This is a genomic window from uncultured Clostridium sp. (assembly GCF_934754915.1).
In the GTDB taxonomy this organism is placed as follows: Bacteria; Bacillota; Clostridia; order Clostridiales; family Clostridiaceae; genus Clostridium.
The window spans coordinates 17,499-42,204 of sequence record NZ_CAKVKB010000023.1; the positions used below are offsets into that span (position 1 = coordinate 17,499).

General features: G+C 30.8%; 22 protein-coding genes. 21 read left to right on the forward strand and 1 reads right to left on the reverse strand.

Annotated features, from left to right (window positions below; all coding sequences use genetic code 11):
• Positions 1 to 93 precede the first annotated feature (93 nt).
• The 9 genes from Q0F58_RS05910 (at position 94) to Q0F58_RS05950 (ending at position 9,632) form a co-directional block, all read left to right on the forward strand.
• The gene (locus tag Q0F58_RS05910) at positions 94 to 1,125 is read left to right on the forward strand and encodes a sulfate ABC transporter substrate-binding protein (protein WP_294373611.1); all 1,032 of its coding nucleotides are present in this window, start codon (positions 94 to 96) and stop codon (positions 1,123 to 1,125) included.
• Between the two features lie 63 nt (positions 1,126 to 1,188).
• Positions 1,189 to 2,037, forward strand: a complete 849-nt coding sequence (gene cysT / locus Q0F58_RS05915) for a sulfate ABC transporter permease subunit CysT (RefSeq protein WP_294373613.1) — start codon at positions 1,189 to 1,191, stop codon at positions 2,035 to 2,037.
• A gap of 11 nt (positions 2,038 to 2,048) precedes the next feature.
• The gene (cysW, locus tag Q0F58_RS05920) at positions 2,049 to 2,882 is read left to right on the forward strand and encodes a sulfate ABC transporter permease subunit CysW (RefSeq protein ID WP_294373616.1); all 834 of its coding nucleotides are present in this window, start codon (positions 2,049 to 2,051) and stop codon (positions 2,880 to 2,882) included.
• Positions 2,872 to 3,933 carry a sulfate/molybdate ABC transporter ATP-binding protein gene (locus tag Q0F58_RS05925; protein WP_294373618.1) on the forward strand — a complete coding sequence of 354 codons (1,062 nt, stop codon included), beginning with the start codon at positions 2,872 to 2,874 and terminating at the stop codon, positions 3,931 to 3,933. Before cysW ends, Q0F58_RS05925 begins: the two co-directional genes overlap by 11 nt.
• A gap of 43 nt (positions 3,934 to 3,976) precedes the next feature.
• Positions 3,977 to 5,677 (forward strand): adenylyl-sulfate reductase subunit alpha, encoded by a 1,701-nt coding sequence (locus Q0F58_RS05930; protein ID WP_294373660.1) that lies wholly within the window; start codon positions 3,977 to 3,979, stop codon positions 5,675 to 5,677.
• A complete protein-coding gene (locus Q0F58_RS05935; RefSeq protein WP_294373620.1) occupies positions 5,661 to 5,975 on the forward strand; it encodes a ferredoxin family protein in 315 nt (104 codons plus the stop codon). Before Q0F58_RS05930 ends, Q0F58_RS05935 begins: the two co-directional genes overlap by 17 nt.
• Before the next feature lie 45 nt (positions 5,976 to 6,020).
• Complete coding sequence (gene cysD / locus Q0F58_RS05940; RefSeq protein WP_294373622.1) at positions 6,021 to 6,920, forward strand: sulfate adenylyltransferase subunit CysD; 900 nt, start codon at positions 6,021 to 6,023, stop codon at positions 6,918 to 6,920.
• Positions 6,920 to 8,605, forward strand: coding sequence for a sulfate adenylyltransferase subunit 1 (locus Q0F58_RS05945; protein WP_294373624.1), 1,686 nt, complete (start codon positions 6,920 to 6,922; stop codon positions 8,603 to 8,605). The genes cysD and Q0F58_RS05945 overlap by 1 nt, the downstream gene beginning before the upstream one ends.
• Before the next feature lie 175 nt (positions 8,606 to 8,780).
• A complete protein-coding gene (locus Q0F58_RS05950; RefSeq protein WP_294373627.1) occupies positions 8,781 to 9,632 on the forward strand; it encodes a 4Fe-4S binding protein in 852 nt (283 codons plus the stop codon).
• A gap of 405 nt (positions 9,633 to 10,037) precedes the next feature.
• On the opposite strand, the gene Q0F58_RS05955 is transcribed toward Q0F58_RS05950, so the two are convergent.
• On the reverse strand, positions 10,038 to 11,042 hold the full coding sequence (locus Q0F58_RS05955; protein ID WP_294373630.1) for an AraC family transcriptional regulator: 1,005 nt from the start codon (positions 11,040 to 11,042) through the stop codon (positions 10,038 to 10,040).
• Positions 11,043 to 11,248: 206 nt separating this feature from the next.
• On the opposite strand from Q0F58_RS05955, the gene Q0F58_RS05960 reads away from it, so the two are divergent.
• From Q0F58_RS05960 to Q0F58_RS06015, 12 genes are all read left to right on the forward strand, one after another.
• Complete coding sequence (locus Q0F58_RS05960) at positions 11,249 to 11,833, forward strand: MptD family putative ECF transporter S component (protein ID WP_294373632.1); 585 nt, start codon at positions 11,249 to 11,251, stop codon at positions 11,831 to 11,833.
• Positions 11,833 to 12,558, forward strand: a complete 726-nt coding sequence (locus tag Q0F58_RS05965; protein ID WP_294373635.1) for an energy-coupling factor transporter transmembrane component T — start codon at positions 11,833 to 11,835, stop codon at positions 12,556 to 12,558. Before Q0F58_RS05960 ends, Q0F58_RS05965 begins: the two co-directional genes overlap by 1 nt.
• A gap of 21 nt (positions 12,559 to 12,579) precedes the next feature.
• Positions 12,580 to 14,034 (forward strand): ABC transporter ATP-binding protein, encoded by a 1,455-nt coding sequence (locus tag Q0F58_RS05970; protein WP_294373638.1) that lies wholly within the window; start codon positions 12,580 to 12,582, stop codon positions 14,032 to 14,034.
• 116 nt (positions 14,035 to 14,150) lie between these two features.
• The gene (locus Q0F58_RS05975; protein WP_294373641.1) at positions 14,151 to 14,771 is read left to right on the forward strand and encodes a TetR/AcrR family transcriptional regulator; all 621 of its coding nucleotides are present in this window, start codon (positions 14,151 to 14,153) and stop codon (positions 14,769 to 14,771) included.
• Between the two features lie 211 nt (positions 14,772 to 14,982).
• The gene (locus tag Q0F58_RS05980) at positions 14,983 to 16,731 is read left to right on the forward strand and encodes an ABC transporter ATP-binding protein (protein WP_294373644.1); all 1,749 of its coding nucleotides are present in this window, start codon (positions 14,983 to 14,985) and stop codon (positions 16,729 to 16,731) included.
• Positions 16,732 to 16,750: 19 nt separating this feature from the next.
• Positions 16,751 to 18,481, forward strand: coding sequence for an ABC transporter ATP-binding protein (locus Q0F58_RS05985; protein WP_294373647.1), 1,731 nt, complete (start codon positions 16,751 to 16,753; stop codon positions 18,479 to 18,481).
• Positions 18,482 to 18,893: 412 nt separating this feature from the next.
• Entirely contained in the window at positions 18,894 to 19,283 is a 390-nt protein-coding gene (locus Q0F58_RS05990) for a bacteriohemerythrin (RefSeq protein ID WP_294373649.1), read from the forward strand.
• 285 nt (positions 19,284 to 19,568) lie between these two features.
• A complete protein-coding gene (locus Q0F58_RS05995; protein WP_294373651.1) occupies positions 19,569 to 19,928 on the forward strand; it encodes a helix-turn-helix transcriptional regulator in 360 nt (119 codons plus the stop codon).
• 25 nt (positions 19,929 to 19,953) lie between these two features.
• The gene (locus tag Q0F58_RS06000) at positions 19,954 to 20,172 is read left to right on the forward strand and encodes a cation transporter (RefSeq protein WP_294373654.1); all 219 of its coding nucleotides are present in this window, start codon (positions 19,954 to 19,956) and stop codon (positions 20,170 to 20,172) included.
• An 89-nt stretch (positions 20,173 to 20,261) separates the two neighbouring features.
• Positions 20,262 to 22,133 (forward strand): heavy metal translocating P-type ATPase, encoded by a 1,872-nt coding sequence (locus Q0F58_RS06005; protein ID WP_294373656.1) that lies wholly within the window; start codon positions 20,262 to 20,264, stop codon positions 22,131 to 22,133.
• A gap of 427 nt (positions 22,134 to 22,560) precedes the next feature.
• Positions 22,561 to 23,583, forward strand: coding sequence for a GH25 family lysozyme (locus tag Q0F58_RS06010; RefSeq protein WP_294373657.1), 1,023 nt, complete (start codon positions 22,561 to 22,563; stop codon positions 23,581 to 23,583).
• Positions 23,584 to 23,831: 248 nt separating this feature from the next.
• Positions 23,832 to 24,706 (forward strand): AAA family ATPase (locus Q0F58_RS06015; protein WP_294373659.1); only part of this gene is annotated, 875 nt, incomplete at its 3' end.

The following is a 24,706-nucleotide window of genomic DNA, read 5'->3' on the forward strand; positions in this document are numbered from 1 at the left end:
AAAATCTTTTACACATATGGAAATATACGATGTTGCATGTGCAGATAAAGCAAAATAGCAGAAGTATATTAAATATGAAATGGAGAGATTTACATGAAATTAAAAAGAATAATCAGTTTAGGATTAGTATTATCATTAGGGGCTATAACATTAACAGGGTGCAAAAATGAATCAGAAGTTAAGGCTGATTCAAAAAATACAATCGAAATTACTAATGTATCTTATGATCCTACAAGGGAGTTATATGAAGCATATAATGAAGAGTTTGCAAAGTACTGGAAAGATAAAAGCGGTCAGGATGTAAAAGTGACACAGTCTCATGGAGGTTCTGGAAAACAGGCACGTTCTGTAATTGAAGGAAATGATGCAGATGTGGTTACATTAGCATTAGCACATGATATTACATCCATAGAAAATGCAGGACTGATAGATAAGGGATGGATTAATGAATTTGAGAAAAATAGTTCACCATATACATCAACAATTGTTTTTTTAGTCAGAAAGGGAAATGAAAAAAATATAAAAGGATGGGATGATCTTGTAAAGGATGGGGTTGGAGTAATTACACCTAATCCAAAGACTTCAGGAGGTGCATGCTGGAATTTTCTTGCAGCATGGGCATATGCAGATAAAAAATTTAATGGAGATGAGGAAAAGACAAGGGAATTTGTTAAAAAACTTTATGAAAATGTTCTTGTATTAGATTCAGGTGCCAGAGGGGCTACTACTACATTTGTTGAAAATGGACAGGGAGATGTGCTTATTGCATGGGAGAATGAAGCATATCTGTCAGTAAAAGAACATCCAGATGAATTTGAAATAGTAACTCCAAGTTTAAGCATACTAGCAGAACCATCAGTTGCAGTTGTTGATGAAAATGCACAAAAAAATGGAACTGAAGAAGTATCAAAAGCTTATCTGGAATATCTATATTCAGATACAGCTCAAAGAATTGCTGGAGATAATTTTTATAGACCAAGCAATCAGGATATTTTAAAAGAGTATAGTGATGTATTTGACTTAAATATTAATCTTGTAACAATAGATGGAGAATTTGGAGGCTGGGACAAGGCGTATGAAGATTTCTTTGAAGATGGAGCTGTTTTTGACCAAATATATCAATAAAGCTCAATAGAAATAATATGAGTTACGGTAATTTTAATAGTTATTGAGAAGAGGATGTGGATCATGAGCAGAATCAATTTAAATTTCAGAAAAAAATCTTCAAAAAACATAATACCAGGCTTTGGCCTTTCAATAGGAATTACAATATCAATGCTTAGTCTTATTATACTTATTCCAGTTGTATCAATTGTAATATGTGCTTCTGGGTTAACAGTTGAAGAATTTATAAAAGTTGTAACTTCTAAATCAGTTATATCTGGATACAAAGTAAGCTTTGGGTGTGCATTTATTGCAGCTGTAATTAACAGCATTTTTGGTGTCATACTCTCATGGGTTCTTGTAAAGTATGAATTTCCAGGAAAAAACTTATTGGATGGAATGATAGAACTTCCTTTTGCTCTTCCAACAGCAGTAGCAGGCATAGCGCTTACATCATTGTATTCCAATGAAGGATGGATTGGAAGCATATTTTCAAAAGCGGGAATACAGATAGCTTATACAAAGATTGGAATAATAATAGCCATGATATTTATTGGAATTCCATTTGTAGTCCGTTCAATACAGCCAGTTTTAGAAAAAATGGATAAACAATATGAGGAAGCAGCAGCAATGCTTGGAGCAGGTAAAACAAGAACATTTTTCAAGGTTATATTTCCAGAAATATTTCCTGCAATGCTTTCAGGATTTGGACTAGCACTTGCAAGAGGAATAGGAGAATATGGAAGCGTTGTATTTATAGCAGGGAATATACCATATGAAACACAGATTGCACCGCTTTTAATTGTATCAAAACTTGAGCAGTTAAAGTATACAGATGCAACAGCAATAGCACTTGTAATATTGGCAGCATCATTTTCAATTTTATTTATAATAAATATAATTCAGTCAATAGTAAGTAAAAGAACAAATTAGGAGGCAGAGATATGGATAAGGATAATAATTTGAAATATATAAAATACATACTGATTACAATAAGTGTTTTGTTTGCATTCATAATGCTCATAATGCCTCTTGCTGTTGTTCTTATATATGCTTTAAGTAAAGGCTTTAATGCATATATGAATGTCATATTAGATGAGTATACTATCAAGGCATTTAAACTTACCGTTATTACAACAGTGATTGCTGTACTTATAAATACCTTTTTTGGTCTTTTTGCAGCTTGGTGTATAACTAAATTCAAGTTTAGAGGCAAGCATCTTCTTACAACCTTAATAGATATACCATTTGCAATGTCTCCAGTTGTAGCAGGTCTTCTTTTTACATTGACATTTGGAAGAATGGGATGGGCATATCCTTTCTTATCACAACACAATATAAAAATTGTTTTTGCAGTGCCTGGAATAATACTTGCAACTATATTTGTAACATTTCCTTTTGTATCTAGAGAAATAATTCCAGTCTTAAATTCTGAGGGGACTGATGAAGAGGAAGCGGCAGCACTTATGGGAGCAGGTGGTTTTACTATATTCAGAAGGATAACTTTTCCTCATATAAAATGGGCATTTTTATATGGAATTATATTATGCAGTGCCAGAGCAATGGGAGAGTTTGGAGCTGTTTCAGTTATTTCAGGTCATTTAAGAGGAAAGACAAATACCCTTCCTCTTCATGTTGAGATTTTATATAACGAATTTAAATTATCAGAAGCATTTGCTGTCTCTTCTTTGTTGGTAATAATGGCAGTGATAGTATTGATATTAAAAAATATTGTTGAACATAAGGCAAAGAAAGCAGGTGGCACAAATGTACGTTGAATTAAAAAATATAAATAAGACTTTTGGAGATTATAAAGCATCAAATAATGTTAATTTTGGAATTGAAAAAGGGAAACTTATAGGACTTTTAGGACCAAGTGGAAGCGGAAAAACTACGATTTTAAGGATGATAGCAGGTCTTGAAACACCTGATTCCGGGGATATTTTAATAGATGGAGTAAGAGTAAATGACATTGGAGCAAGCAAGAGAGGAATTGGATTTGTTTTTCAAAGTTATGCACTTTTCAGATATATGACTGTATTTGATAATATTGCTTTTGGATTAGAAGTTCAGAAAAAAAGCAAAAAAGAAATAAAAGAAAAAGTTTCTGAAATGATAGAACTTGTAGGTCTAAAAGGAATGGAAAAAAGATATCCCAATCAGATATCAGGAGGTCAGAGACAGAGAGTTGCTTTTGCAAGAGCACTTGCTCCTAATCCACAGCTTCTTCTTTTGGATGAACCATTTGCAGCAATTGATGCTAAGGTGAGAAAGGATTTGAGAAGCTGGCTTAAAGAAATGATTATGAGAGTTGGAGTAACAAGTATATTTGTTACTCATGATCAGGATGAAGCTATAGAAGTTGCAGATGAAATAATAATTACAAATAGAGGAACAATTGAACAGGTGGGGACACCTATAGAAATCTATAAAAAACCTGCAAATTCATTTGTTGCAGAATTTATTGGACAATCTACATCTCTTGATAAAAACTACAATTTAAAAGGCTTTTCAAGTGTTGGAAATCTTGAAAAAGCTGTAATAAGACCTGAATTTATAACTGTAAAGAAACTAGGAGATTTAAAGCAGTATATGAGTGCAGCTGAAGAAGGCATAGTACAGGAAGTTTTATTTAGAGGAAGTTATATAGAAGTTAAAGTAAATATAAATGGACTTATTCTTACAGCAGATCTATCACTAGACGAACCACAGGTTCAGGTTAATGAAAAAGTTAATGTACTTATAAATAGATTATATGCATTTGAGGACAATGAAACTAAATTAGTTGAAAATGCAGCAATGAAGGACAGCAACCCAATATTTATTTAATAGGTTATGAGGAGTTTATTAGAAGGAGGGAATTTCCTTGAAAATGGAAGTAAATATAAAAAAGATAAAGACAGATGTTCTCATAATAGGTGGAGGAACATCAGGGTGTTATGCTGCCATTACATTAAAAGAGCAGAATCCAGATATTTCTGTAGTAATTGCAGAAAAGGCTAATATAAAAAGAAGCGGGTGCCTGGCTGCTGGAGTTAATGCAATAAATGCATATATTGTAAAAGGAAGAAAACCTGAAGATTATGTTGATTATGCGAAAAATGATGCACAGGGAATTGTGCGTGAAGATCTTTTATTGACAATGTCACAAGGATTAAACAAAGCAACTAAAAAATTGGAAGATCTGGGACTTGTAATTTTAAAGGATGAGAATGGAGAATATGTTTCAAGAGGAAATAGAAATATAAAAATTAATGGTGAAAATATAAAACCTATACTTGCAGGAGCTGTTGAAAAGTTTAAAGATGTAACAGTATATAATCATATGAATGTTATAGATTATGTTGTTAAAGAAAATAAGATTTATGGAGCATTTGCAATAGATGTAAATGAAAATAATCTATATTTTATAGAAGCTGAAAGTGTAATATGTTCAACAGGAGGAGCAGCAGGACTATACAGACCCAATAATCCAGGATTTTCAAGACATAAGATGTGGTATCCTCCATTTAATACAGGTGCAGGTTATTCAATGGGAATAAGAGCAGGAGCTGAAATGACTACATTTGAAATGCGTTTTATAGCACTACGCTGTAAAGATACAATAGCTCCAACGGGAACAATTGCTCAAGGAGTATCAGCAAAACAGATAAACTCAAAAGGAGAAATTTATGAAAATAAATATGGTCTTGCAACTTCAGAAAGATTATATGGAACTGTAAGGGAAAACATTGAAGGAAGAGGTCCATGCTATTTAAATACATATGGAATCGATGAAAAATTGGATGATGATTTAAAAAAGGCATATCTTAATATGGCACCAAGTCAGACATTAAAGTGGATAGAAAGCGGAAAAAATCCAAGTGAACAGAATGTTGAAATTGAAGGAACAGAGCCATATATAGTTGGAGGTCATACTGCCAGCGGATATTGGGTTGATACTGAGAGAAGGACAACAATAAAAGGACTTTATGCTGCTGGAGATGTTGCTGGAGGATGTCCTCAGAAATATGTTACAGGTGCTCTTGTAGAAGGGGAAATAGCAGCTTTAACTATATTAAAGGATTTAAAAAATACTGAAACTGAAAAAAGTCTTGATGAAAGTGAAAAGAATAGACTTATAAATCAAAAGAAAATAGAAGTTGAAAATATTTTAAATGAAAAGAATGAGGTATTTTCAGTAGAAGAATTGGAAGAAGCTATGCAGAAAATTATGGATAGTTATGCTGGAGGTATAGGAAACAATTATCAATATAATGAAAAGCAGCTTGATATGGCAGATGAAAAAATAAGACATATTATTTCATTATCAAATCATGTAAAAGCAGATGATATGCATGAGCTTATGTTTGTATATGAACTTAAGGAAAGGCTTACTGTATGTCTTGCTGTAATTGCTCATTTAAAAGCCAGAAAAGAAACAAGATGGCATAGTTTTGCAGAAAATCTTGATTATCCAGAAAAAAGCAATCAATATCTTAAATATGTAAATTCGAAAATGGCTGATGGCAAAATAGAGATTATTTTTCGAGAACTTGTTGGGAGGGAAGAAAGATATGAGCATAAAGATTGATAAGAGTAAATGTATTGGATGCAGAAAATGTATTGAAGTATGTCCAGGAAATTTAATAAAGGTTGATGAAAATAACAAAGCTTTTATTAAATTTCCTAAGGACTGCTGGGGCTGTACATCATGTGTCAAAGAATGTACAAAGCAGGCAATCTATCTATATCTTGGAGCAGATATTGGAGGCAGAGGAAGCAAACTTACAGTGAAAAAAGAAGGGGATATAATGCACTGGCAGATTGATAAATATGATGGTGAAGTATGCATTATAGATATAAATAGAAAAGATTCAAATAAGTATTAAATTATAATTTATAACTGGGAAATCGGTTAGAAATGGAGGCTATATATGAATGAATTATCTCATTTAGATGAATTAGAAGCAGAAGCAATATACATAATAAGAGAGGTTGCAGCAGAATGTGAAAAACCAGTAATGCTATATTCAATAGGAAAGGACAGTTCAGTAATGCTTCATCTTGCCATGAAAGCATTTTATCCTGAAAAACCACCATTTCCATTTTTACATGTAGATACTACGTGGAAGTTTAAGGAAATGATAGAATTTAGAGATAAAACAGCAGAAAAGCTTGGAATAGAAATGCTTACTTATACCAACGAAGAAGGTGTCAAGAAAGGAATAAATCCTTTTGATCATGGATCAGCATATACAGATATAATGAAAACACAGGCGTTAAAGCAGGCATTGAACAAATATGGGTTTACAGCTGCATTTGGCGGTGGAAGACGTGATGAAGAAAAATCAAGAGCAAAGGAACGTATTTTTTCATTCAGAAATGAAGCTCATGCATGGGACCCAAAAAACCAAAGGCCTGAAATGTGGAAACTCTTTAATACAAAAATAAATAAAGGTGAAAGTATGAGAGTATTTCCAATATCAAACTGGACAGAAAAGGATATCTGGCAGTATATAAAAAGAGAAAACATTGATATTGTGCCACTATATTTTGCAAAAGAAAGACCTGTTGTGTATAGAGATGGAAATATAATAATGGTTGATGATGACAGAATGAAGTTAAAACCTGGAGAAAAAATAGAATATAAAAAAGTAAGATTCAGAACACTAGGATGTTATCCACTTACAGGAGGATGTGAATCAGAAGCAACAACACTTGATGAAATAATTGAAGAAACTCTAAGTGCTGTTTCTTCAGAAAGAACAACAAGAGTTATAGATAATGAAGCTGCAGGAAGTATGGAAAGAAGAAAAAGGGAGGGCTATTTCTAATGAAAGGATTATTAAAATTTATTACATGCGGAAGCGTAGATGATGGGAAATCAACCCTCATAGGACATATATTATATGATGCAAAACTTTTATATGCTGATCAAAAGAAAGCACTAGAACTTGACAGTAAAGTTGGAAGCAGAGATGGAAAAATAGATTATTCTCTTCTTCTTGATGGACTTATGGCAGAAAGAGAGCAGGGAATAACCATTGATGTTGCATATCGTTATTTTACTACTGATAATAGAAGTTTCATTGTTGCTGATACTCCAGGACATGAAGAATATACAAGAAATATGGCAGTTGGAGCATCTTTTGCAGATCTGGCAGTAATATTAGTTGATGCAAAACAAGGAGTGTTAGTTCAGACAAGACGCCATGCAAGAATATGTTCTTTAATGGGAATTGAACATTTTGTATTTGCTGTAAATAAAATGGATTTAATAGATTATGATGAAGAGAAATTTAAAAAGATAGAAGAAGTTATTAATGAACTTTCAAAAGAATTATCACTTAAGGATGTTAAAATAATTCCATTATGTGCTACTGAAGGAGATAATATAACGACAAAATCAGAAAATATACCATGGTATCATGGAGAACCTCTTTTAACATATCTTGAAAATGTAGATGTATCAGATGTTGATGAAGAAGGATTCTATATGCCTGTACAGAGAGTATGCCGTCCTAATCATGAATTCAGAGGATTTCAAGGTCAGGTTGAATGTGGAGAAGTTAAGATAGGAGATGAACTTACAACACTTCCAAGCAATGAAAAAGCGCTGGTAAAAAGCATAAACATTGGAGAAAAGGAAGTTGAAAGAGCATTTAGAGGGCAGCCTGTTACAATTACTTTAAATAAAGAAGTTGATGTATCAAGAGGATGTGTATTATTTAAAGATGCTCATATTAAGAGTGAAAAGAACATTGAAGCAACTATTTTATGGATGGATGACAGCAAATTAAATAATGGACAAGAGTTCCTTGCTAAAATTGGAACTAAGCTTATACCAGCAGTTGTATCTAAGATTGAATATTCAATTGATGTAAATACTGGAGAACATAAAGATTCCTATGAATTAACAAAAAATGAGATTGCATATTGTAAAATAGTATTGGCAGAAAAGGTCGTTGTAGATAGATTTAATTCTCATAAGACATTAGGGGAATTAATATTGATAGACAGGGTAACAAACATGACTTCAGCTTGTGGTGTAATTGAGTATGTGGGAGAGAATTCAGAAAGAAATACAGCTTTTGTAAATGGAAAATTACATGCAAGAGGCGATATATTTGAAGAGTTCTATTATAATATGGAAAGTCTTAATATAACAAAATATTATGATAAAAAGCAGAAATATTCAATAGGTGATGAAATACCTATAAAAGGAGAAAGTTATGAATATCCTGAAAATTTCGATATTTTGATATTGAGAGATAATACGGCTGTAAAGATAAGAAATAAAAAGGTTGAAGAAATAATAAGATTAGATAAATATATTTATGGTGATTATCCAATTACAAACGGAAGAGGATTTAAGATTAATGTTTCATCAACAGATGAATTTAAAGAATTTATTGATGAATATAATTCTTCTAAAAAGGAAAAATTACAGGATGAATTCTTTAATAAATGGATGAGTTTTGAAGCCTATCGTAAAATTGTATTTAAAAATATATATTAGGTATTAATATATATCTTGAAAAATTTATACAAAGGATGTATTTTATAGAAGTAAGATAACATACTTGACGAAAATAGGCTTAATTCTATAAAAAGGTGTGGAGCTTAAGCCAGCCATCTAAGATAATAATCTGAGATGAGTTGGCTTATTATTTTAGAATTTGGGGGTAAAAACAATGGTAAGTGCGCAGAGACAAAAAGAACTTAAGGCAGTAGGATTTTTATTGCAGAATGATAAGGAGCATTATGCAGTAAGATTTTTAGGACGAGCTGGTAATTTTACTACTGAGGAATTAAAAAATCTTGGATATATTGCAGACAAATATGGACGTGGATACATGGGAATGACAACAAGACTTCAGATTGAAATTCCATGGATAAAAGATGAAGATGCTGAAAAAGTTATGGAAGAAGCTAAAAAATTAGGATTAAGACATGGTGGAACAGGACAGAAAATAAGACCTCTTGTAGCATGTAAGGGGACTGTATGTCTGCATGGAAATATAGATACTCAGGAAATATGCAGAAAACTTGAAGCAAAATATTTTGGAACAGATACACCTCATAAATGTAAAATAGGAATTGTTGGATGTGCAAATAATTGTGCAAAAGCCAATATAAATGATATTGGAATAATGGGAAGAGGTGTTCCAGGTTTCAATTTGGACAAATGTGTAGGCTGTGGTTTATGTGTCAAGGGATGCAGACAGAAAGCATTACAGGTTATTGATAAGAAAGTTGTTTATAATGAAGAACTATGCGTAAAATGCGGAGAGTGTGCAAGATTATGCAAAACTGGTGGAATAGTTTTTAAAGAAAAAGGAGCAGAAATATTCGTAGGTGGAAGATTTGGACGTGGAATGAGGATTGGTGATTCATTAGGAAAAATATTTAAGGAAGAAGAAATAATTCCAATGGTTGATAAGATAATGGACTTCTACAGAAAAACTGGAAATAAAGGTGAGAGAATTTCTCATGTAATGGATAGAATAGGAAAAGATGAATTTATAAGCCAGGTTTTAAAGTAGAATATGAAAAGTTTAATAAAAATATAGCTATTAAAAAGCATATAATGTGAAAGTAAAAGCTGCAGTAAAAAATATATTTTTAGTATATCTATATTAAATTTTAGCAATACAGATATATTGAAATTCTTAAAATATATTATTACTGCAGCATTTATATTAATTAGTAAGGGTATTATTGTTTTACTGATTCAGAATTTACAAGAAAGGTAAAATATGTATGAGGATATGGTATGCTTTTAAAGTAAAATGCCACCATTTTGTGTCAAGAGGTTTAAAACCATATTTAACTATGGCATCATTAAGTATTTTTCGGTTTGTAAGTTGTTCTAGTCAAGATGAGAAAGTTCACTCCCAATAATACAAGAATGGAGAATGTCAACATGAAAAAGGATGTGTGCTTTTATATCAGACACTTTTAATATGTTCGATAGCTTTTTGGCGTCTATATTCTAAAGGAGATATATTAAAATGAAGTTTAAATACAGAAGCAAATTTACTCTGATTCATATATCCAACCTGTTCTGCAATTTTAGAAATTGGAAGCCTGGTATTTTCAAGCATTTCTGAAGCTTTCTTCATACGCATTTTGCGAAGATAGACAGATATATTTTCACCATACACACCTCTAAAATAATTCTTTAAACTTGTCTCACTTATTGAAAACAGTTCTGCTAGCTGCCATGCAGGATGGTGCTGGCTCAAATCTGATGTAATTATCTCTTGGGTTTTCTGTGCTATTTTAACTTGAGTACTTGTAAAAAAAGTACAGGATTTTTGTTTAGGCATGTTTTCTTTTACTGAAAGAATTTTAAGCAATCTTAAGGTAAGTATCTGTATGGTAAAAATATCATTAAGGTTTTTTCCATTATATAAATTCCACATTTCCATAAGAAGTGTTGCAATGTTTTCTGTACATTTAGAAATGTATATGTTTTGTGAAGAACAGTAAATATTTATAAAATTAGCAATATCAATCTTAAAAATATCATTAATATATGAGGCAGTACTTGAAATAAGATCAATATCAATAAAGAATTCAATTCCTTCGTAATATTTTGTAGGATAAGTATAATCTTTTTGAGCACATTGAGTGGTAATGGAAAAATCACCATTTTTCAAATAAACAAAAGTATTATTATCTAACAGGAGCTCACAGCGGCCAGAAATACAATAATTCAATAAAAGGGGATTTTTTATTGAAGAATTTTTTGTTTTTGATAAATCTGGTGCAGGCCATAAATCTGAATTTATAGAAATATAAGCTATAGAAATGCCAGGGAATATTTGATAAAGATTCATAGAACCAGTACCATGGGGATGATTAAGTATAAGCAATATGTTATTTGGGCCTGATTTAAATGAAACTTCAGGAAATTCAGTACATTTTTTTATGATTTCTTCTGTATTCATAATAATATTCTCCTTATAATTTAAGTAAATGCTGTCATTTTATTATTATAATAGATTTATAAAATTTTACTATGAAAATTCTAATATTCGATGCTATTTGGAGCTGAAAAGATAAATTGTCATAGAAGTGAAAATCAGTATATGTTATATTTAGGCAGAAAGTTAGAAGATGCTAACTTAATTTATAGTATAATGGAGGTTTTTAGATGAATAATAAATTACAGGCAAAAGACCTTATTAATATTGGTCTGTTTACAGCATTATATTTCATTATTGGATGTGCAGTTGCAATTCCAATAGGATTTATACCCATTTTTATGCCTATTTTAGGTCCATGCTGGATACTTATTACTGGAATAATATTTATGATTTTTTCTACAAAGGTAAAGAAATTTGGAATGGTTACGATTATGGCAATTTTAAGCGGAATGCTTATGGGACTTACAGGAATGGGATTCTGGGGTATGCCATTAGGAATTGTTTCTGGTTTTATTGGAGATTGGATAATGAAATCTGGAGAATATAAAAGTGTTAAAAAAAATATTTTAGGATATTCAGTTTTTAGTTTATGGATGATTGGGACATATGTACCAATGTATTTTATGGCAGATAAAGCATATGCAGATTTTGCAAGCGGTTTTGGAGAAGAATATGCAGCGCAAGTTATGTCTGTTATGCCTACATGGAGTATTATCTTAGTTATTATAGGATGCTTTTTATGCGGAATAATAGGAGGACTTATTGGAAAAGCAGTCTTGAGAAAACACTTTGAAAAAGCAGGTATAGTTTAATGGAAACATCTTTTTTATCAATGGAAAAAAATAAAACTTCTATAATATTTGATCCAAGATCAAAGCTGTTTCTTCTCATAACAGTGACAAGCCTTCTTTTAAGTACTGGAAACAGTGGAAGCATGAATATTATAAGACCTTTTTTGAGTATTATACCATTTATATTAATAATTACAGAAAGAAGGTATAAAACAGCTGTAAAATATTTAATACTGTATTTATTATGTTTTGTAATGGAACATATAGCTGTTAAAAATTTTGAAGGAATATTCTCTTATGTTTTATTGGCAACATGTTCTATAATGACAAGATTTGCTCCTGGGTTTATGACTGGCGCGTATTTATTAGCAACAACTTCAGTGAGTGAATTTATTTCAGCAATGGAGAAAATGCATCTTCCTGATAAGATTGTTATACCATTATCAGTTATATTTCGTTTTTTCCCAACAATAAAGGAAGAATATGAATCAATTACAGATGCAATGAAAATGAGAGGAATAAGATTTGGAGGGAAAAATCCTCTTTTAATGATTGAATACAGACTGATTCCTCTTATATTTTCAGTAATAAAAATAGGGGATGAACTATCAGCTGCGTCTCTTACAAGAGGATTAGGTGCACCTGTAAAGAGGACCAATGTATGCAGAATAGGAATTCATATTCAGGATGTTTTAATGATAGCAGTTTGTTTAATATGTTTTGCAGGCTTTTTCATATACGGTTAAACATATGAGGAGGGAAAAATTTTGATTGAACTAGAAAATGTTTCATTTGTTTATGCAGGAGATAATAAGGGTGGCGTAAAAAATATTAGTCTGAAGATCAACAAAGGAGAAGTTGTTGTTTTGTGTGGTGAAAGCGGATGTGGAAAAACTACAATTACAAGATTGATAAATGGACTTATTCCCAATTTCTATGAAGGAGAATTGACAGGAAGTGTAAAGGTTAATGGAAAAGTAATTTCTAATCAGCCTTTATATGATACTGCAAGGTTTGTTGGAAGTGTCTTTCAAAATCCAAGATCTCAGTTTTTTAATGTAGATACTACAAGTGAAATTGCATTTGGATGTGAAAATTTTGGATTGACAGAGGAAAAAATTAATGAACGTATTGATAAAACGGTAAGAGAATTTAATATGGAAAAACTTATGGGAAGGAATATTTTTCATCTTTCAGGAGGAGAAAAGCAAAAAATCGCATGTGCTTCTGTAGCGGCTATGGAACCTGAAATTCTGGTTATGGATGAACCATCTTCAAATCTGGATGTAAATTCAATAATGGAACTGAGAAATATTTTTAAACATTGGAAAGAAAAAGGAAAGACAATTATAGTATCAGAACACAGGCTGTTCTATTTGCAAGGATTAGCAGATCATTTCTTATATATTTGTGATGGACAAATTATGAATAAATATACAGGTGAAGAATTTGAAAAATTGAAAGAAGAAGAAAGAGAGAAAATGGGATTAAGAAAATATACTCTTAATAACATAAAAGCAGATAAACATAAAATTTATTCAAATGAAAAAATTCAACTTAATGATTTCAAATTCTCTCTTAAGAATAATTCCATGATTTTGTCTATAGAAGATTGTGAGATACCTGCAGGTGGAATTACTGCAATTATTGGTAGAAATGGAGCAGGTAAATCTACTTTTGCAAGATGTTTCTGTGGTCTTGAAAAAAATAAAGGAACCATTATATTTAAAAATAAAAAAATGAAAGCAAAGGATAGATTAAATATATGTTATATGGTGATGCAGGAAGTAAATCATCAGTTGTTTACGGAAAGCGTTTCAGATGAAATACAGATAAGTATGAATGATGATAAAGAGAAAGTTAAAGAAGATTATATTTTGGAGCAGCTTGATCTTCTAAAATATAAAGGCAGGCATCCTATGTCACTTTCAGGTGGCCAAAAACAGAGAGTTGCTATTGCATCAGCTATTGCATCCAACCGTTCAATTTTATTTTTTGATGAACCAACCAGCGGACTTGATTATAGGCATATGAAAAAGGTAGCATCTTTATTAAAAAAACTTCAGGAAAGTGGCAAAATAATTTATGTCATTACCCATGATCCTGAATTAATTATGGATTGCTGTACAGATGTCATACATTTTGAAGATGGTAGAATAGTAGATCAATATCCAGTTGATGAAGAAGGAACAGCTAAAATAAGGAGATATTTTTTAGTATAAAAATAATATATGGAATATAAATGTATTACATATAGATGTTGACAAATATAAGCGAAAGTCATAAAATAACATTGTTATTAAATAACAATGTTATTTTATTTTGCTAAGGAGGAAAAATGAAACTTATAAATGAAAAATTAGCATGTGATATTCTTGAAGCAGGTAAAAAAGAATTTCTTTTAAAGGGATTTCAAAAAGCATCTATGAGAAATATAGCAGCTTCATTAAACGTAACAACTGGTGCAATTTATCGATATTATAAAGATAAAGAAACACTGTTTGAATTAATAGTGAAAGAAACAGCAGATACTTTAGAACAGAATTATATAAAAGATCAGGAAGAATTTTCAAAAATGCCTATAGATTTTCAGGTAGAAAGTTTGAAGAGTTTTACTGAACAGGATTATGACTGGATGATTGAATATATTTATGACAATTATGATGTTTTTAAGCTCATAGCATGCTGTTCTAATGGAACAAAATATGAAAACTATGTAGACAGGCTTATAAGCATAGAAGTTAAATCTAGTCATATATTAATAAATCATATGATGGAAGCCGGGCTTTTGAAAAATCATATTGATACAGGTCTTATCCATATCGTAGTAACTGCCTTTTTTCATGGAATATTTGAAACGATAATACATGATGTTAAAAGAGAGCAAGCAGTAGAATATATGTCACAATTAAGGGATTTTTATTCAGCAGGCTGGCTGAAGATTTTAGGTCTTCTGTAATTTTAGGAAGAATTATTTCAGGTTGTAGAAAATAGCAGAAATCATTGATTAATAAAAATAATAATGCCTGGCTTGATATAGAAATAAAATATAATGTTAAGCCAGGATATAAAAAAATGGGAATAATATATTCTTTTATTGAGAATGATTTTAATTATATATTAATTTTAATAATCAATGTTTATATATTAAATTTAAAGGAGATGTATTTATGGAAGAAACAAAAAAAACTTCTCCATTCGCAAAGTTGTGGGAATGGAGCAAAACAGAGCATTCATGGTATATACTTTCAGTTATATTGGCTGTATTGGGTGTTGCATGCAGCATAGTGCCTTATTTTTGTGCAGCTGAGATTATAGGAATCCTTCTCAAAGGTTCAGTTGAATTTTCTGATTTTTTTAAATGGATAGGGATTGCATCAGCAGGATATATTGGACATGTTATTTTTGCAAATTTATCAACAGGAGTTTCTCATACAGCAACTTATCATACATTAAGGGAAATTAGAAAAAAAGCAATTTTGAAATTATCACGTATTCCAATGGGAACAATTTTAAATACTCCTTCGGGTTCTTATAAAACAACTATTGTTGACAGAATAGAAGGAATGGAGCCAACTTTAGCACATCTTATTCCTGAAATGACTTCAAATGTATTAGTTCCATTATTTATAGCTATTTATATATTTGTACTGGACTGGAGAATGGGATTGGCTTCTTTAGTTACTACTGTAGTTGGAGTATTTATTGCAAGTTTAAGTGGAAGGACATATGCAGTACGCTGGGAAGGGGCAGTACAGGTTGGAAAGCGTATGGCAAATGCAATTGTTGAGTATATAGGAGGAATTCAGGTTGTAAAAGCATTCAGCCAGTCAGCTGGATCATATAAAAAGTATTCAGATTCAGTAGAAGCAAATGCACAGTATTATGTAGACTGGATGAGTGATAATCAGAAATATATGTGTAACATGCAGTCTATAGTTCCTGCTGTATTAGTTACAATACTTCCTATAGGTTATATATTGTGGTTAAATGGAAGTTTGTCTGTTGAAAATTATTTCACCATAATCATATTATCACTTGGACTTACAGGACCACTTCTTGCAGCTATGACATTTGTAGATGATCTTGCTGTAGTTGGAACAAATGTTTCAGAAATTTCTTCAATACTTGATGCAGAGGAACTTATAAGACCTGAAAAGAATGTAAAATTAGATAGCAGAAACATATCATTAAAAGATGTGTCTTTCAGTTATGAAAAGGATCAGGAAAAAGTTCTTAAAAATGTAAATCTTGAAATAGAATCAGGAAAAGTTACAGCACTTGTAGGTCCATCGGGTTCAGGAAAATCTACTATTGCAAAACTTATAGCGGGTTTTTGGGATGTTACAGAAGGATCTGTAAGTATTGGTGGAATAAATATAAAAAATATTCCTTTTGATCAGCTTAATAGTCAGATTGCATATGTATCTCAGGACAATTATCTATTTAACTGTTCTGTCAGAGAAAATATAAGAATGGGAAAAAGAGGAGCATCTGATGAAGAAGTTGAAAAAGTAGCAAAGGCAGCAGGATGTGATTCGTTTATCCGTCAGCTTGAAAATGGTTATGATACAGTTGCAGGAGGAGGCGGAGGACATCTATCTGGTGGTGAAAAACAGAGAATATCCATAGCACGTGCAATGCTTAAAGATGCTCCCATTATAATTCTTGATGAAGCAACAGCAGCTATTGATCCTGAAAATGAAGCATTAATTCAAAAAGCTTTATCAAAGCTGGTAAAAAATAAGACTCTTATTGTTATAGCTCACAGACTTTCTACAATTGCAGATGCAGATAAAATCATTGTAGTTAAGGATGGAAATATAGTAGCTCAAGGAAAACAGGATGAACTTTTGAAAAACTGCAGTTTATATTCAGATATGTGGAATGCTCATATATCTGCTAAAGACAAGATTTGAAAGGAGTAGTGAGTAAGATATGTTTCAAGTATTAAAGAAAATATTTTTGTTTGCAGGTAGCAGGAACAAGCTTTTAAAAAGATCTATAGTTATATCATTTATAAGCGCAGTGTTTACAGCTATGCAGTTTGGTGCTTTGATAATTGGATTGGATAGCGTAATAAATAATCAGCATGATTCAGCAGCTGGGTGGAAAATGCTTATAATAATGTTAATATCAATTGCTGGAAGATCAGTTTGTACTTATTATTCATTAAGTGATCAGACAGGTGCAGGATATTTTATGGTTTCTGATAAAAGAATACATATTGGAGATCTTTTGAGATATATACCAATGGGATTTTTCAACAAGAATAGTCTTGGAAACATTACAGCAGTAGTAACAACTACTCTTGGTGATATTGAAAATTCAGCTTCAAGATGTCTTGTAGTTGTTCTTGGAGGATTCCTAAATACTGCAGTTTTGTCACTTGCAGTCTTTTTAGTAGAATGGAGAATAGGATTAATTGCTATATTGGGAATAATTGTTTATCTATTTTTTACAGAGCTTGCTCAAAAGCATATAGTTAATTCAAGTGCAGAAAGACAGCATGCACAGGAGAGCCTTGTAGAAGCAGTTTTAGAATATATACAGGGAATTAGTGTTGTAAAGGCATTTGGACTTGAAAAAGATTCAAAACAATCCGTTCAGAAAAAGATTAATGATAGTTGTGAAAAAGCTTTAAAAATTGAATATAATGTAGTTCCATGGGCAGCTTTGAGGCAGTTTGCAGTAAAAGTGTTTAACATTGCTATTATGGCTCTTTCAATAAAATTTTATATAGATGGTTCTATTAATATGGCATATTGCATTTTGATGGTAGTAGTATCATTTATGATATATAAGGAATTAGAAAGTGCAGGTAATATGGCGGATTTATTACAGATGCTTGGAGCATCAATTGAAGTAGTAAATTCAATCGACAAAACTCCTACAATGGACATTGAAGGAAAAGATTTGAAAGCTGAAAGTTCAGATATTGAATTTAAAGATGTAAGTTTTTCTTATGGAGATAAGAAAATATTGGATCATGTTGACTTAAAAATTCCACAAAAAACTACAACTGCAATTGTAGGTCCATCTGGTGGAGGTAAAACAACATTTTGTAATCTTATAGCAAGATTTTGGGATGTGGATTCTGGAGAAATACTTCTTGGAAATCACAATGTAAAAGATTATAAGTTAGATACTTTAATGAAAAATATTTCAATGGTGTTTCAGAATGTATATCTATTTCAAGATACTATTGAAAACAATATTAAATTTGGTAAGAATGATGCAACTCATGAAGAAGTTGTGGAAGCAGCCCAAAAGGCATGCTGTCATGATTTTATAATGGAGCTTCCAGATGGATATAATACGGTTATTGGAGAAGGTGGCGGAACACTTTCTGGTGGTGAAAAACAGCGTATATCGATTGCTCGTGCAATGCTTAAAGATGCTCCTATAATAATACTTGATGAAGCAACTGCTAATGTTGATCCAGAAAATGAAAAAGAACTTCAAAGTGCAATTGAAGCATTGACACATGATAAGACAATTATTATGATTGCTCACAGATTAAAGACAGTTGAACATGCTGATCAGATTATTGTATTAAGTGGAGGCCATATTGTGCAAAAAGGAACTCATGAAGAACTTTCAAATCAATCTGGAATATATGCAGATTTTATAAATGCAAGAAAAGAAGCACTTAGTTGGTCACTGTAAATTAAGAAAAAGTGTTTTTATGATTTTATTTAATATTTAGAGTTAAAATTCCATAAAAATGATAATAAAAAATGTTGAAATTAAATTTTCAACATTTTTTATTTATTTTCTGTATTATATTGAATTATAGTTAAAAAATAATAATTATTATAGATTTAATATTTATAATAATAAAAGAATATGGATTAGTAATTAAAAGATGAGATTTTAAATATAATTTTAATCTTGTACAAAATATATTATATATGGTTAATAATTTTTGATTAGATTTATTACGATTTTAATGGTAATATATTCATATAGATATATTTTTGTAAACTAAAGTAAAGTTTTGTGAAATTTTGAGTATACATCAAAAATATGAATATCTAAATATTTGCTATTATTATGATATATGGGGGAGAGAAACGGCATGTATGAATTTAAAGAAGAATTTAAAACAGGAATTGATATTATAGATGAACAGCACAAAAGACTTTTTGAAATAGCAGATGAAACTTATAAATTACTGAAGAATGAATTTATAACTGATAAATATGATAAAATTGTTCACTTAATTGAAGAACTTAAAGAATATACAAGCTTTCATTTTAAGACTGAAGAGGATTATATGGAAAGTATAAATTATAAGAGAATGTTTACTCAAAAAATAGAACATCAAGCTTTTATCAAGAAATTAGATGAGATTGATTTAAATAAAATCGATGAAAATCAAGAAGAATATATTTTAGAATTGTTAAATTTTTTAAATGACTGGCTTGTAAATCATATATGTACAAATGATAAGCTTATAGGAAAGTAAGTAATATATATTAATTTGGTTTTGATGCTTATTTAATATGTAAAATGTTTAAATAAAATAATAAATAGAATTGATAAGTTGCTGGTATTATTTTGAAATTTCATATTTCAAAATAATACCAGTTTTTATTATGAATATGATTTAGAAATTTGGAACAAATAATATAGGAAAATAATATTTTATATAATAAAAAATTTTTGTATTGACAATTATTATCAAATGATTTAATATAAACATATGAACAATTATTCATATGTTTGAATATAAATATAAGTAGGTGGTAGATTGGCAATAAACGATGTAGAATGCTGCGATGCATTTCAAATACATGAAGAATTATTAAATAAAGTTAATGAAAGGATGCCAGATGAAGACGAATTGTATGATTTGGCAGAACTTTTTAAAGTCTTTGGAGATTCTACAAGGATAAGAATTTTATTTGTACTTTTTGAATCTGAAGTATGTGTGTGCGATTTAGCAAGCATTCTAAATATGACACAGTCTGCTGTCTCACATCAATTGAAGATTTTAAAACAGGCAAAGCTTGTAAAGAGCAGAAGAGAAGGCAAATCAGTATTCTATTCCCTAGCAGACAGCCATGTAAGTCATATTATTGATCAGGGAAGAGAACATATTGAAGAATAATAAAAATTTGAAAGGGGAAATATATATGAAAAAGAAATTTAAATTACAAGATTTAGACTGTGCAAACTGTGCAGCAAAAATGGAGGAAGCTATAAAGAAAATTCCGGGAGTAAATGATGCAAGTGTTAGTTTTCTAACTCAAAAGATGATGGTTGATGCAGTTGATGATAAATTTGATGATATAATGAAGGAAGTTGTATCTGTCTGTGCAAAGGTTGAACCAGACTGTGTAATATTAATGTAATCAGGAGCCCGGATTATGAGAAATAACCTTTCTTGAATCTGGGCTTTTATAGAATTTCAGTACTTAATTAAAAAGGAGGATGAGAAGAATTGACTAAGAAACAGAGAAAAATGCTCATTCGTATAATTATAACATTTGTTTTGTTTGTTCTGTTAATGATTGGAGAACACACAGAATTTATGAAAAATATAGATAATCCATGGATTTTATTTATAATATATTTAATTCCATATCTTGTAATAGGATATGATATAGTACTAAAGGCTTTCAAAAATATAAGAAATGGACAGATTTTTGATGAAAACTTTCTTATGGTAGTAGCTACTTTTGGAGCATTTGCTGTAAGGGAAAATTCAGAAGCTGTTGCTGTTATGCTGTTTTATCAGGTAGGTGAATTATTCCAGGGATATGCAGTGGGAAAATCACGTCAGTCTATATCTGATATGATGGATATATGTCCTGAATATGCCAATATTGAAGAAGATGGAAAATTGATACAGGTAGATCCAGATGATGTTGAAGTTGGTTCTACAATAGTTGTAAAACCAGGAGAAAGAATTCCCCTTGATGGAGTTGTAGTAGAGGGTGAATCACTTATTGATACTGCTGCACTTACAGGTGAATCTGTACCAAGAAAAGCATCTGTAGGAGATGAAATAATAAGCGGATGTGTAAATGGGAGCGGTACTTTAAAAGTAAAGACAACAAAAGAGTTTGATGATTCAACAGTTGCAAAGATTTTAGAACTTGTAGAAAATGCAAGTACAAAGAAAGCTAAAGTAGAAAATTTTATAACAAGATTTGCAAAATATTATACACCAGTAGTTACTATAGGAGCAGCTGTTCTTGCAGTATTGCCGCCTATAATTTTAGGCGGAGGATGGAGTACATGGATTCAAAGAGCTTGTATTTTTCTAGTTATTTCTTGTCCATGTGCATTAGTAATATCTGTACCCCTTGGATTTTTTGGAGGAATAGGCGGTGCATCAAAGATTGGTGTATTAGTAAAGGGAAGTAATTATTTAGAAGCAGTTGCAGAAATGACTACTATTGTATTTGATAAGACTGGAACATTGACAAAAGGTGAATTTAAAGTAACAGATATATTACCAGAAGAAGTATATAATAAAGATGAACTTCTAGAACTTGCAGCATTAGGCGAAGCATATTCTAATCATCCAATTGCAGGATCTATAAAAGAAGCTTATGGAAAGACAATTGACATGAACAGGGTATCAGATGCTGAAGAAATAGCAGGACATGGAATAAAAATTCTTATAGATGGAAGAGAAGTTCTTGTTGGTAATGAAAAACTAATGAAATCAAAAGGAATAAAATATACTTCATGCAGTAAAATGGGAACTATTGTATATGTAGCATGTGAAGGAAAATTTGCTGGAGTTGTTGTAATTTCCGATACCATAAAAGAAGGCGCAAAAGAAGCAATTAAAAAAATGAAACAGGTTGGTGTGAAAAAATGTATCATGCTTACTGGAGACAGAAGAGCAGCAGCAGAAGAGGTTGCAAGGGAGCTTGGAATTGATGAAGTTCATGCAGAACTTCTTCCAGGTGATAAAGTAGCACAGGTTGAACGTCTTCTTAATGGACAGAATGAAAAAGAAAAACTTGCTTTTGTTGGAGATGGAATTAATGATGCGCCAGTATTGACTAGAGCTGATATTGGAATTGCAATGGGAAGTCTTGGGTCAGATGCAGCCATTGAAGCAGCAGATGTTGTTCTTATGGATGATGATATTAGAAAAATAGCATCTATTGTGGGAATTTCAAGAAAGACACTTAAAATTGTAAAGCAGAATATTGTATTTGCTTTGGGAGTTAAGGCATTAGTTCTTATTTTAGGTGCATTTGGAATGGCAAATATGTGGGAAGCTGTATTTGCAGATGTAGGAGTTTCAGTAATTGCAATCTTAAATTCTATGAGAGCATTAAAAATAAATTAGGAACGTAACTAAAAATAAAAAGTTCAAGATGCAAAAACACATCTTGAACTTTTTGTTTTAATATTGAATATCTGATTTTTTATATTTATTGCATACATTTATAAAACTAAATATTCAGAAATAATTATGATAAATACTAGGAAAAAGCTCATTAAGGTTAATATTTTGAATTTTACATAAATTAATTTAGTGCATTGAGATTTTCCCCACTTGTGGGGAAAGATGATTATACTTTCAAAAGTATGTCTTTTGCCAATGGAGAAGGGTGGTGTAAGATGGATATTCAACTTTGATGTGTACAGAAGTAATTTTCATGTATAATCTGTATTATAGTTTACAGTTAATAAAGAAATAAAAAACCTCTGTTTAATTAATATCAAATAAGGCTACTTTCGCATATATATGTAATGTGAAAGGAGAGAAGTGTATGGAATTTAATGTAAAAGGTGTAGATATAAGCAATAATAATTCTATATCAGATCTGTCAGTTCTTAAACAAAATAAAGTAGAATATCTTTATTTAAAAGCTACAGAGGGAACTACATTTGTAGATAAGCTTACTTCAAAAAGATATCTACAGGCAAAGAGCCTTGGATTAAAAACAGGATTTTATCATTTTTTAGTGGGAACAAGCAGTCCTGAATCACAGGCTGAAAATGCTTATAATGCAACTAAAGACTATGACCATGATCTTGTGTTTATGTTAGATGTTGAAGTTTATTTCAACAATCTTTCAGGATATGTTTTACGTTTTATAAACAGATGGCAGGAGTTATCCTCTGTGGAGATAGGAATATACACTTATAGTGGTTTTATCAGTAATCTTAGTTTAATAAAGGGCTATGTTCAGGATAGAAAATGCTGGATAGCAAATTATACTTCATCATTTAAAAATGTGTCTACTGGTTTTTTTAAAAATATTGTAGGATGGCAGTATACTGAAAATGGAAGAATAGGAACTTTTGTAGGAGACTGTAATTATTTCAATGAAAGCTGTGAAACTGATTCAAAGAAAGGACACTGGGAGCTTGACAATACTGGATGGTGGTATAAATTTGATGACGGAACCTATCCAAAAGATAAATGGCAGAAAATAAAAGAAAACTGGTATTTATTTGACAAGAGAGGATATATGCTTTATGGATGGCAGTGGTCTGATGGAGGAAACTGGTATTTTCTTGGAGATAGAAATGATGGCTCAATGAAAACAGGATGGGTTTTGACAGATGGAAAGTGGTATTATTTTAATTCTAGCGGAGCTATGCAGGTTGGATGGGTTAAAATTAATGGAGAATGGTATTATTTTGATAATTCAGGAGTAATGCAGACTGGATGGATAGAGGATAAAGGAAAGGATTATCTTTTATATAGTAATGGACAAATGGCTCATGATACAGAATTGTATGGTTATAGATTTAATAGCAGCGGGGCAGCAACTAAAATAAAATAATTGAGTAAAGAAGTGGATATGAGAAGTTTTCTTATATCTACTTTTTTATTCTATAGGAAATTATATTTTCGAACAATCTGTGGATAACTTTTGAAGGGGGCAGAAACACACAGTCTGCGAAGCAGATTTTTTTATATATTAATCCCAATTACAGTGATAACTACATTTTCTACAGTACAATTTTAAAATATATAGAATTAGGATATAATGATAAGACAGATATAGAATTGAATGGAGGAAGGTGTATTATGAATAATAAACCCTTACCAATAGGAATAGATAATTTTGAAATGATAATAACAAGAGGATATTATTTTGTAGATAAAACATTATTGATAAAAGACCTGATTGATAATAAAGCATCAGTAAATTTATTTACAAGACCAAGACGATTTGGGAAGACGCTGAATATGAGCATGCTTCAGTATTTCTTTGAAGACAAAAGGAATGAGAAGACTGGAGAGAAAAAAGATAACAGTTATCTTTTTAATGGAATGAATATAATGAATGAAGGTGAAGAATACACTTCACATATGGAAAAGTATCCTGTCATAAATTTATCATTAAAATCTGCAAAACAGCCTACATATGAACTTGCATACAGCTGTCTTAAAGAAAAAATAATTGATGAATTCAATAGACATAGATATATTTTAAATTCAGAAATGTCTAATAAAGATAAAATAAGATATGAAAATATATTAGATGGTCTTGAAGATGAAAAGCTTTATGTTACAGAATTGGAGTTTTTAAGCAAATGCTTGGAAGGGTATTTTAATAAAAAAGTAGTAATTTTAATAGATGAGTATGATGTACCACTGGAAAATTCATTTTTTAGAGGATTTTATGTAGAGATGATTGACTTTATAAGATCACTTTTCGAATCATCGCTTAAGACTAATGCTTCACTTGAATTTGCAGTAATAACAGGATGTCTTAGAATTTCAAAGGAATCCATATTTACAGGTCTTAATAATTTAAAAATAATATCCATATTAAATACAAGATATGATGAATATTTTGGGTTTACGCCAGAGGAAGTTGAAAAAATATGCAAGGATTATAGTATGGAAAATAAATATGAGACTATAAAGGAATGGTATAATGGATATATTTTTGGAGA